Annotated in this window: 9 protein-coding genes; all 9 read right to left on the reverse strand. The window is 43.5% G+C overall.

Annotated elements, in window-relative coordinates; genetic code table 11:
• Positions 1 to 4: 4 nt before the first annotated feature.
• Positions 5 to 1,465 (reverse strand): proton-conducting transporter transmembrane domain-containing protein, encoded by a 1,461-nt coding sequence (locus tag BUA79_RS05515; protein ID WP_073993369.1) that lies wholly within the window; start codon positions 1,463 to 1,465, stop codon positions 5 to 7.
• An 11-nt stretch (positions 1,466 to 1,476) separates the two neighbouring features.
• A complete protein-coding gene (locus BUA79_RS05520; RefSeq protein WP_073993370.1) occupies positions 1,477 to 2,088 on the reverse strand; it encodes a hydrogenase in 612 nt (203 codons plus the stop codon).
• Positions 2,089 to 2,106: 18 nt separating this feature from the next.
• Positions 2,107 to 3,030: a respiratory chain complex I subunit 1 family protein gene (locus BUA79_RS05525; RefSeq protein ID WP_073993371.1), complete on the reverse strand. Its 924-nt coding sequence runs from the start codon at positions 3,028 to 3,030 to the stop codon at positions 2,107 to 2,109.
• 11 nt (positions 3,031 to 3,041) lie between these two features.
• A complete protein-coding gene (locus BUA79_RS05530) occupies positions 3,042 to 4,787 on the reverse strand; it encodes a proton-conducting transporter transmembrane domain-containing protein (RefSeq protein ID WP_242941648.1) in 1,746 nt (581 codons plus the stop codon).
• 235 nt (positions 4,788 to 5,022) lie between these two features.
• Entirely contained in the window at positions 5,023 to 5,844 is an 822-nt protein-coding gene (locus tag BUA79_RS05535; RefSeq protein WP_073993373.1) for a 4Fe-4S dicluster domain-containing protein, read from the reverse strand.
• A gap of 1 nt (position 5,845) precedes the next feature.
• A complete protein-coding gene (locus BUA79_RS05540; RefSeq protein WP_073993374.1) occupies positions 5,846 to 8,452 on the reverse strand; it encodes a molybdopterin-dependent oxidoreductase in 2,607 nt (868 codons plus the stop codon).
• 168 nt (positions 8,453 to 8,620) lie between these two features.
• Positions 8,621 to 8,989, reverse strand: coding sequence for a VOC family protein (locus tag BUA79_RS05545; RefSeq protein WP_073993375.1), 369 nt, complete (start codon positions 8,987 to 8,989; stop codon positions 8,621 to 8,623).
• A 38-nt stretch (positions 8,990 to 9,027) separates the two neighbouring features.
• The gene (locus BUA79_RS05550; protein WP_073993376.1) at positions 9,028 to 9,927 is read right to left on the reverse strand and encodes a LysR family transcriptional regulator; all 900 of its coding nucleotides are present in this window, start codon (positions 9,925 to 9,927) and stop codon (positions 9,028 to 9,030) included.
• Positions 9,928 to 10,090: 163 nt separating this feature from the next.
• On the reverse strand, positions 10,091 to 11,308 hold a 1,218-nt coding region (locus tag BUA79_RS05555; protein WP_094757324.1), incomplete at its 5' end, for a uracil-xanthine permease family protein.

The raw sequence follows: 11,308 nt of genomic DNA on the forward strand, positions 1-11,308 counted from the left end.
TCCCTTAAATTCCGATGATGGAGACAGCTTTCTCCAGTATTGTCACAAAATAATTGCTGAACGTAATTGTAATTAAAACCACGAACGCCAGCGACAGGACCAGCGGCCAGATATTCTCATTATCTTTTTCCAACTTCACATATTCTTTTCCTTCCGGATTTTTAAATATCATCCTTATAAATATGTTCAGGAATCCTGCAAATACGAGGATGAGACACAATAAATAGATTCCCGCAGAAATGTAGTGCCCCTGCTGTATCCCTGCATTCAGGATGCTGAATTCACTGAAAAACGTTGCGAAGGGAGGACTTCCCACGATGATAAGCATGCCGATAATCAGAAAGACGGCGTTCTTCGGCATTAATCTTACCAGACTGTTCACTTTCTCAATTCTTTTCGTTTTCAATGCAGAAAGAAGGTTCCCGGCGCCCAGAAACAGGAGGCTTTTACCAAAGGCATGTACGACCGAGTGCAACAGAGCACCAAATATTCCCCAAAAACCACCAAACCCTATTCCGATTGCTATGATTCCCATATTCTCAATGGATGAAAAGGCCAGAAGACGCTTATAATTCGTCTGCTTAAGCATGCTGAACGAAGATACGATGAGGGAAACCAGCCCGAATACTATGAACAGGTATTTCAGATTCCCAAGACCGGGAAAGCTTTTCACAATAATGTAAAACCGTAAAATAACGTACATCGCCAGGTTGAGAAGCACGCCGGACATCATGGCGCTAATTGGCGAAGGGGCCTCGCTATGTCCGTCTGACAGCCAGGTATGCATGGGAGCGAAACCAACTTTCGTTCCAAGCCCCACGAATATCAGCGTAAATCCAATCCTATTATAAAGTCCGTTTGAAGAGGAAAACGCCTGAAGAAGGGATGTCCAACTAAAATCGACATATGTTGCCCCGTACTCTGCCGAATAAATCAGCATGATTATCCCCACAAGTCCGACAATCAGCCCGGTTGAGCAAATAATTATGTATTTCCAGGCGGCTTCCAGCGATAATTTATCCCTATGGAAACCGATCAGGAAGGATGTTGCAATGGTCGTTGCTTCCAGTCCGATCCACATCCCCATGACGTTGTTGCTGACCGCCGTAATCAGCATGGAAAAAACAAAAGCATTAAAGAGAAAATAGTATATCCTGGCTCTTTTAATGGAAATTTCACCATCCATCACTTCATTCAGGATGTATCTGTATGAGTAAACGGCCGCAATAAGCGCAACGGACGTTATTATAAAAATCTGTATTACGTTCAGCGAGTCCAGATATACGAGATTGCCAAAATATGCTATGGAATCACTCTGCCGGATCAGTACAATAAACCTTACGGAAGCCAGAAAACAGACCAGTATTCCGCATGTTGTTGAAATCGAAACAAATTTTAAATTTTTAGAAATGAATGATATTATACTGGTTATTATCAATATAGAAAAAATTATCAGAATCTCCATGATTATACCGCCTAATCTTTTAAGTTTGAAAGGTAATCCGTATTGACCGAGTGAAAGACCTTGTTTATATAGAAAATCATAATTGCCATGATTGCCGATATAAGCAATACCTCCAGTATGATCAGAATATCAATCAGAAGCCCCATTTTTATCATGGATAGTTCCAAAAGGACCAGACCATTTTCCATCACCAGAAACCCGGTCATCTGAGTAATCGCCTTTTTTCGCGCAACCAGCATGAGAGCTCCTGTCACCAGCAGTACAACCCCCGCGATGATAAAATCACTGTTGAAGCCTTCCATGACAACGTAAATCACTGCAATGAATATGCCGGCAATCACACTCGACCACCACCCATTAATAATGGGATCCATTTCTCTGTTCGCGGATAGTTCTTTAATGGACCTATTCATGAAATGTGGAATCAGCACCGTTTTGGTTATCAGGGTCAGTACCCCAATTACGTAATAATGGCTTTCACCTGACAGATATCCCAGCGCAAAGCATAAAAGCCCAATTGCCAGCGATTGAATCCGGAATCCTTTGGTCAAAAGATTGATTCTTCTAAAACCTGCCATGATAATCGCGGTTATGAGTATTACCGCAGTTAGTATTTCAAGCATGACTATCTCCTTATATTTTTAATGTAAATATACAATGGCTATTGCCGTCAGCGCGAAACAGAAAGATGTAGCAAGTAATTCAGGTGCCCTGAATAGACGGAATTTTGCCATAATCGTTTCTGTTACAGCAAGCATGGACAACATAATCAGCATCTTTACAACGAAAAGAACAAACGCCGTCAGAAGGAATGAACCCGATGCTGAAGCAGCAATACCAAAAGGAATGAAAGCATTTACAAACAAAGCCATACTTACAGTCAGTTTTAAATAGGTTGACAGTTCAAAATACGCAAGATCCCGTCCGCTTAGATCCAGAAGCATTGCTTCATGTATCATTGTCAACTCCAGGTGCGTCTCCGGATTATCCACGGGTATCCTGGTATTCTCCGCTGCTATCCATAGCAAGAATGCGACGGCCGCCATAATATGGGCTGCCGGTTCCGCAATTCCCCTGCTGTTGATATACGTTATCTCAATTATATTGAAACTGCCCGCTTCAAAATACAAAAATGCAGCAGTCAGAAATCCGATCGGCTCAGCAAACATAGAAATAAAGAGTTCTCTGCTCCCCCCCATCCCACCGAATGCACTGGCAGAATCAAGACCAATTAATACCGTCATAAATTTCAATATGGCCATCAGAAATATAATCACGAAAATGTTCCCCAGCCCGTAGTCAGAGCCGATGTATGCGACTGGCACAGTGAAAGCAAGAAGTATAGAGGCGGCAAGCACGATTGCAGGAGCAATGGAAGTAATAAAGGAACTATTGCCGGACAGCACTCTTCCTTTTGAAAATAATTTCATCAGTTCGTAGTACGGCTGTAAGACGGGTGCTCCTTTGTATCCCCTTAATACCGCTTTCAATCTTCTTAAGCTCCCAACGAAGAGCGGAGCTCCTGCAATAAGGAGCAGGCTCTGTATAATATATATTATGCTCATTTCCGCTCCTCCTACACAAAATTGATCACAAGAATCAATGATAAAATTACTGCAACCAGGATATATGCTACATACAGCTGAATCTTTCCATAATGAATTTTCACGACCCTGACTGCAAGAAAATTCGTAAAATAAATCAGCTTCATGTAAATGTTATTCTCCAGCTTATCCGTTGTTTTCTGTTTTAGCAGTATGGTATCTTTAACCTTGGATTCTTTTTTGTACCCGGCCATCCGCCCAAAATATCTGGCAACCGGCTGGCTGAATCCATCCCCGGAATATTGCATGTTCGGTTTGGACGTATCAAATCCACATCCCCAGGTTGAATTTATCTGAGGTTTCTTTCCTTTGTCCAGTATCCTGGATACAAGCAAAATCAGTATAATGATACCAAATAGAAGTATCGCCACCCTTGTAATTTCATAGCCAAAAGGCTGGACAATATACTTCGTTTCCAAAATTGATTCCGACAACCCTATAGATATCATTCCAACAATAAATGGGGAAAAAATTCCAAACAGAATCGAAAGAGCGGAAAGCATTGCCATCCCCACATTCATGGAACGAGGTATCTCACGGACATTTACGGCTTTCTCACTCCTGGCCTTTCCCAAATAGGTTATCCCAAACGCTTTGACTGCTGCAAATATGGCTGCGCCGGATGCAAGCATAATTACACACCCGCAAAGGATAACCACAAGAAACAGCTTTTTACTGTCCAGCAGAAACGAAGACTTAATAAATGATACCAGAATCAGGCTTTCACTTGCAAAACCATTCAATGGAGGTATACATGAAATTGCTGCAGTGCCTATAAAAACACAGATTGCAGTAAATTTCATTTTAGCGTGGAGGCCTCCCAGTTCATTCATATTGCTTGTACCGGTTGCGAATAAAGCACTCCCTGCCCCCGTAAACAGCAGGCTCTTGAAAACACCATGGTTTAATGAGTGGAAAAGACCGGCTGTCAGAGCCATGATGGCTGCCTCATATAATTTCAAGTCATATAATACCAGGGCGAGCCCGATAACTGAAAAAATAACCCCTATGTTCTCACTGCTGGAGTAGGCAAGAAGTTTCTTGTTATCATTTTGAAGAAGTGCATTAATGATGTTATAAATGGCAAAGACTGTTCCGAGGAGCATTACTGCAAGACCACTTTCCCAGGAAACGCCCCCCATAAGGAAAAAAGTCACACGGATGAAGCCATAGATTGCAACTTTGAGCATTACCCCGGACATCATTGCAGAAAGCATACTTGGAAACTTATGGATGGCACAAAAGGATGAACCCTCGGATACCAGCAGCCCTGCTTTCGCGCCAAATCCAATCAGCGCTAAGATAAATATGATCCAGGGCTCCTGTATCATACCTCTTGAATGTACAATTTCAGTAAAATCAATTGAACCGGTGTATTTATAGATGAATCCGAACATCATCATCAGAAATAACCCGCTGATATGAGTCAGGACAAAATAATAAATTCCCGGTTTTATACTTTCTCTGTTCTTATGGTCATAAATCGCCAGAAAGAAGGATGCAATGGACATAAGCTCCCAGAACACCATAAAAGAAATGGAATTGGAAGACATCACCACTCCGATCATCGAAAGGACAAACAAGCCGAACATTATCCAGAAATATCTACCTGAATAAATATTTCTGTATTTTTTTATATATCCAGTTGAATACACCGATACTGGGATTGCAATCAGAATGATTATAAACAAAAAAAACACAGAAAGAAAATCATCCATAAAAAACTTGGACAAATAAGAAAGCATAAAATTACCATCTCCATTTTAAATTATATTTAATCGCAAAATCATTTCGAGTATAACACTGTTTACCGATAAGCACAAACAACTTTTTGACACGGTAATGCAAAAAAGTCCTCCGAAGAGGACTTTTTCTTTACCTTCAATTCGGCATGGTCCATAACAAAGAAAACTTTGTTGCGGGCCACGCCGTGAATTGTGAATTCAAGGATGATTATCTCAGTATTATTTCACCGAGATTCAGCGATTTACCATCAATGGTAAAATCAGTGCTGTATTCAAGGTTTTCAGATGTAACCTTCAGCGTATAATCTCCGTCGGCAAGATCATCAAACTTGAACTCACCGAAATAATCAGTAGTTGCGGAAGCTGCACTGGCTCCGGAGAGGGTAACATTGGCTCCTTCGAAACATTCCCCGTTTACAAGAACTTCGGCAGAAATGAAATTCTTTGTGTACATATACAGGTTTTTGTAGAATACGTGAGGATTTGTACCAAGTTCTGGCCTGAAGACCTCAAGAGCTTCTTCTTTGATTTTTGCTTCCATTTCTTCTGGCTCGAGTAAATAATGAACGATTGCGTTGGTAGGGCAGCTGTGTGCACATCTTGGCATCGTAAGAACCGGATCATGATCCAGAATATGAGCACAGAATGTACATTTCTGAGGTGTAGCAGCCTCCTCGCTCCAGTAAATAGCTCCATAAGGACATGATTTTACTAATGCTTCATTTCCTTTGGCTTTAATCATGTCTATCATTACAATACCATCTTCGCGCCTTGTAATAGCTCCGTTTGAAGCCTTGATGCAAGGAGCGTTTTCACAATGCTGACAAGGCATTGGAAGAAAATGTATGTCCATACGTGGAGCTTTACCACGCTCGGTGCGCAGAATATTCATCCAACGGTGTCCGTGACGTGGCTGCTCGTCGGTATAAGGTGCCCAATTGTTGCCGATATGCTCGTCTTTGCAGGCCATGAAGCAATCATTGCAGTCAAAGCAGAGTGCAACATCTATAATCATATAATGCTGTTTCATCTTAGTTGTCTCCTTTCCATTTTTCTACTTCCACCAGACAATGTTCGGTGGCCATACCACTTGCATATTTGGACATCAATCTGGCTGGTGTAAGAATGTTGATACATCCTCCACGGTCAGTTGAATTACCGGGTTCGCCTAATGGAACGTATTCTGCAGATGATTCATAGCAATGACAGGTTCCGGCAGGAATACGTTCAGTGACTTTGGCTGCAAAAAGTACGGAGCCACGCTCATTGTACGCCTTGATGATATCGCCGTCTTTGATTCCTCTTGCCTCAGCGTCTACAGAATTTATACGGAAGATCCAGTAATAGAAGCCGTCGATCAATACGCGGTGGTCTTTGATGTCATTTACATAGGAGTTCTTGCCATCGCTGTGGGTATGGAAAGTGAAACGTGGATGAGGTGATACGACCGCAAGCGGGTAAGTTTTAATACGATCGGTGTGATGTCCTTCCCATGACGGAATGTACATAGGCATAAGCGGACGCTCTTTATCATCTGTATCGTAGTGACCGAACCGTTTGAGACTGTTGGATACGAATTCCACTTTACCAGACTGTGTCTGCAGGCCTTTTTGGTCAACCAGATCACCAGGGCGGAAGCGGGAAATCCAGCCTCTTACATCCTGTTCCCGGTCTTCAGCGAACCAGCGGAAAGCAGGCGCAGAAGGAGCCTTATTGGTAACAGGAACAATATAATATCCTTTTTCAAAGAATTCTTCCCAGGATATAACGGTAGGAAGATCGGAAGCATAAAACATCTGTTTTGCCCAATCAAGATCTGTCTTGCCTTCGGAGAACACTTGACCAACGTTCAGCTTCTCGCAAATAGCACGGAAGATTTCGTAGTCGGACTTGGATTCGCCAACAGGATTGATACATTTCTGCTGAAGCATGATAACCCTGTGGTTGCACTGATTGTGTGAATCCGGGTTGTAACCGGAGTTGCTGCACCATTCACCGATGTCCCAACGCTCGAAGTTTGTGCATGCTGGTAAAATGATATCTGCAAAAGGAACCTCTCCTTCCATCCAGATAGACTGGCTGACTACAAATGGGAGACGTTTGGTTCTGTACATTCTTGCATAACGATTTCCTTCACCCATCGTTCCGATGTGTGGACCGCCGTATTTATAGAGCATCTGGATACGTGAATATCCTGCAGCCGGATACGTGTATTTATGGAACTGCTGTTCCTGTGAAGCACCGACAAATCCACGGCCGTACCATTCGACTTCATCGTCCAGAACGCATTCTGGAAGTCTCATACGGTGAAGATGAACGCCCGAACCAGTACTCAGGTTTGAGGTCATTGGTCTGCTCTTAACACCGTCAAACATACGATATACAAATGTAGCTCCTGCAGCAGAGTTGTCGCAGTCACCAGCGATACCGCCATCTGCGTAGCCTGGGAAATAGAAATCAGAGTCAACAGGCACACCCTGTGTAGTGCTGTACATGTTGATTCCTGGCTTTCCAAGACCCTGCATGGTAATCAGGGCAACCATGAGACGTGCCCAGTCCATACCGATAGGGCTACGGCAGGCTCCACCCCAACCGCCTAAACCGCCGGCAGCGAGCATGGTTTTATTTTTTGCCCATTCACGAGCAAGAGCACGGATTTCATGGGCAGGTATGTTACATTCTTCTGCAGCCCATTCGGTGGTCTTAGGAATACCGTCTGTTTTGCCGAGAACATATTCTGTCCATTCGTCAAAACCAAATGTATGTGTCTTGACATATTCTTTGTCATAGGTACCTTCTGTAAGCCAGGTATATGCAATACCAAGAGCCAGAGCACTATCGGTACCAAGTTGTGGGGAGAACCACTTTCCACCATAGAGAAGATTGGTGTTATTGTAGTAAGGGTCAATAAAGACCATCTTTACGCCCAGTTCTTTGAGCCAGCGGCGACGGATTGTACTTTCGTAGGCACTGTAGATACCATTGTTGGTCTCAGGGTCAGATGACCAGAAAACCATCATCTCACAGTTCTGGATGCAGTCTTCAAAGAGATCCGTCTGCTCCGGATTTCCAAGACGTGCGGTGAATCCCCACATATGGGTAGCGCCCCAATGGAAGCCTTCCCAACTGTCAGGGTTATGGTCTGCGTAGGTCATGCCAACCGTGTTCATAAAGCGGAAGAGAGCACTGTGGCGATATCCTATATTACCCCATAAATGATGGGAACTTGGTTCGATAACCATAGCGCCAGGTCCGAATTCGCGTTTGATGCGTCGGATTTCGCCTGTTACGATATCCAAGGCTTCATCCCAACTGATTCTTTCATAGCCGGACTCGCCACGTTTTTCCTCGTTGCGTTCACCGTTTGGATCAAAGTCAACACGTTTCATTGGGTACATAATACGGCGATCTGTGTAGATTGTTCCTTTAAATCCTGCGGTAAAAGCCGTGTATGTTGTTTTTCTTGGAGGCTGGAACGTGCGCCCCCTCGCTTCGATTTTCCATGAATCGGCATCATTTTCATCCAGATCCATCGGTGTCATGCGGACAATCTTATCCTGTTCTTCGTCAACATAAACGAATACCGGACCACCGGTGGTCATCTGAGTCTTTCTGGTGAGTTTCTTAAATTCGTTCATTCATCTGATCCTCCTTAAAGAATTTGATACAGTGCTGCTGTCAATCCTGAAAAACATTCAGACTTATGCGCTGTACGTAAATTATATAACTTTCAACCAGTAAATACAACGAAGTGACAATCCACGATCTTTTCGTTTAATCTAAAAAACAAATAACTGAAAATAAGGTCAGCCTTTTTTCTCTTCCTGCCACAAACCAAATGCATTTCCTTCCGTGTCCATACATACGGCAAGGTATCCCCACCCTGGCACAGGCATTTTAGACTGAATGACCCTCCCTCCAAGGATTTCTACTTTTTCGCAGTATGCGTCGACACTTGCAACCCCGATATAGTTTGTAATCCTTTGTGACGGTTCTCCACGCAGTCCCAGTCCTCCACCTACTCCCGGGCTTCCATCCTGACCCTTAGTCTCGATCAGATAAAAATCCGGAAAACCCGGTGTGCTCGTAAAATTCCAGTCGAATAGAGTCTCATAGAATGCCTTTGCCCTTGCAGTGTCATCTGCGGCAATGTCAAAATGAACGATTGTCGGCATATTGCTACCTCCTTATATGGCGCCGATTTAGGCGCATTTTATTGATTCTTCAGCATTTCGAGGGTTTCTTCCAGTTTTTTAAGAAAAGTCGGTATAGCCGGATTGTAATTTTCCTGGTTCCAGGCGGCCACCAGGGAAGGGTCCCAGTCGCTTTCCATTTCCACGAATTTAATATATGGGTTCATTTTCAGGCTGGTGCGGTCATCAAGGATTGTAACGCCCTTCCCGACCTCTACCCACAGTATCTGTTCCGCCAGACTGGATGCGAAACAATGCTTTGGTTTAAATCCCGCTTTCTGGCACGCCTGGAATATTAAAGGAGATGAATTGGAGTTGTCTTCTGGCGAAATCATGACAAACATTTCATCCTTCAGATCAATCAGTGAAAGATTTTTCTTTTCGGCCAACGGATGGCTCCTGTTGATTACGATGTAATCCTTTGAATCCTCCAATTTCTGATAGAGGAGATGGTCTCTGTTCTCCACTTCGAATTTAACGGTGAAAATCAGGTCCAATTTACCATTATAGACATCTGTGATCAATTTACTGAAGGTGCTTGTATGAAACGCAAGCTCAATATTAGGATGTATTTCCTTGAAATATTGATAGATGGGAGGCATGAAATCTGCCACATTCACCTCATCCAGTATTCCGATATTCAATATTCCGTTTAATCCTTTTTGCGCATTCTGCGCTTTTTCCACAAGTGCGTAATAATTTTCATACAGCTCGCTCAAACCAAGATACAAAATATTGCCGGCCGGTGTAAGTCGCACAGTCCTTCCTGTCCGTAAAAACAGTTGCAGGTTAAGTTCGGATTCCATTTTAGTGATGTAGCGGCTCAGGGAGGGCTGCGAAATATACAACTGCTCTGCCGCCTTTGTAAAACTCAGGGATTTTGCAACTGCAACAAAATATTTTACCTGAAGCATATTCATGACTGTGTCTCCAATCTGTATTCATTCTTTTAATATTATTCTACCATCAGTTTGAGCTTTCAACAACTTTTAATATATAACAGACAGACCGGCGGGAATTGGAAAACGCCCGCCGGTCTGTCTGTTATATATTATTCATTATTTTATTCCGTTATGATTTGTTTTAGCTTTTTGCTGCAGCTCTGCTTTTTGGCAAGATTATATGCAGTACAATAGCTGCCAGGGATCCGATGGTAATGGATGAGCCGAATAAATAGGAAAGCAGGGTTGGCATCTGTCCGACTACAGCTGCAGGCAGCAGACTGGAGCCTACGGTAATCATTATAACAAGACCCATATATAATCCGTTGCGTTCATCCTGGAAATGATGTGCCACACTCATGAGGCCGCTCTGCGCAATGAGTGCCGTCATTATCAAAAACACTCCCCAGATAACAGCAGCAGGGACACATGCAATGATATTCATGATTTTAGGCAGAAACGCCAATACTACGCATATTACACCGGCTCCAACTGCTGTCCATTTGCTCAGATTTTTTGTGACCGCGATAACACCTGAGTTCGTTCCATAGCTTGTTACCGGGACTCCGCAGAGAACCGCACCGATCATTGAGCCAATGCCCTCTCCGACGACACCTTGGTCAAGACGTTTATCTTCCAGTGGCTCTCCCGAAATTACAGAAACAGTGAACCATGTGCCCATCGCTTCAACAAACACTATGAAAAGAATAAATACCATGACCAGCACTACGCCAAAGTCAAATTTCGGAAGGCCAAAGTGGAAAATATCCGGTATGCCGACCCAGGGGGATGTTCCCACGGTCGCAAGATTGACATTGCCGAAGAAAGCTGAAAAAACCGTTCCCAGTATCATTGCATAGATAACGCATCCTGAACGGAAGAATTTACCGACCTTGCTGGGATGCTTACCAATAAAGATCATAATGATCAAGATTACTGCTGTAAATCCGCCTTCAATGAAATTGATGTTTTGATCGCCAGGTGCCGTGATAAGAGAATTCCATGATGTAAACATCAGCGAAACGCCTACCACAACAATAACCATACCGGCAACGATTGGCGGAATTATGTGTTTTACCACTTTACTCAGGACTTTTAAATATCCCAGGGCGACGATTACCAGGCCGCTTATGATAATACTTCCAAAACACACGGCAAACCCCTGTTTGGAGGCTATCGCGATAATCGCTCCAAGGGACGCGAATGACATGCCCTGGATAACCGGATATTTAAGGAAAAGGCCAGCCTGGATCACAGTCGCTAGACCACAGGCCAAAAACGTCAGCGCAATAAGTGCAGTGGCATCTGAAATGTTCAGCTGCATAACTGCTATCAGCACTACAGGCCCCAGGAACAGGTT

It is taken from the genome of Parasporobacterium paucivorans DSM 15970, from assembly GCF_900141895.1.
Lineage (GTDB): Bacteria > Bacillota > Clostridia > Lachnospirales > Lachnospiraceae > Parasporobacterium > Parasporobacterium paucivorans.

Bases quoted from the DNA above. Each gene is read 5' to 3' on its own strand.
- BUA79_RS05545 (WP_073993375.1), bottom strand. From the start codon at position 8,989: ATGCCGACAATCGTTCATTTTGACATTGCCGCAGATGACACTGCAAGG.
- BUA79_RS05530 (WP_242941648.1), bottom strand. From the start codon at position 4,787: ATGGATGATTTTCTTTCTGTGTTTTTTTTGTTTATAATCATTCTGATT.
- BUA79_RS05540 (WP_073993374.1), bottom strand. From the start codon at position 8,452: ATGAACGAATTTAAGAAACTCACCAGAAAGACTCAGATGACCACCGGT.
- BUA79_RS05535 (WP_073993373.1), bottom strand. From the start codon at position 5,844: ATGAAACAGCATTATATGATTATAGATGTTGCACTCTGCTTTGACTGC.
- BUA79_RS05515 (WP_073993369.1), bottom strand. From the start codon at position 1,465: ATGGAGATTCTGATAATTTTTTCTATATTGATAATAACCAGTATAATA.
- BUA79_RS05525 (WP_073993371.1), bottom strand. From the start codon at position 3,030: ATGAGCATAATATATATTATACAGAGCCTGCTCCTTATTGCAGGAGCT.
- BUA79_RS05520 (WP_073993370.1), bottom strand. From the start codon at position 2,088: ATGCTTGAAATACTAACTGCGGTAATACTCATAACCGCGATTATCATG.
- BUA79_RS05550 (WP_073993376.1), bottom strand. From the start codon at position 9,927: ATGAATATGCTTCAGGTAAAATATTTTGTTGCAGTTGCAAAATCCCTG.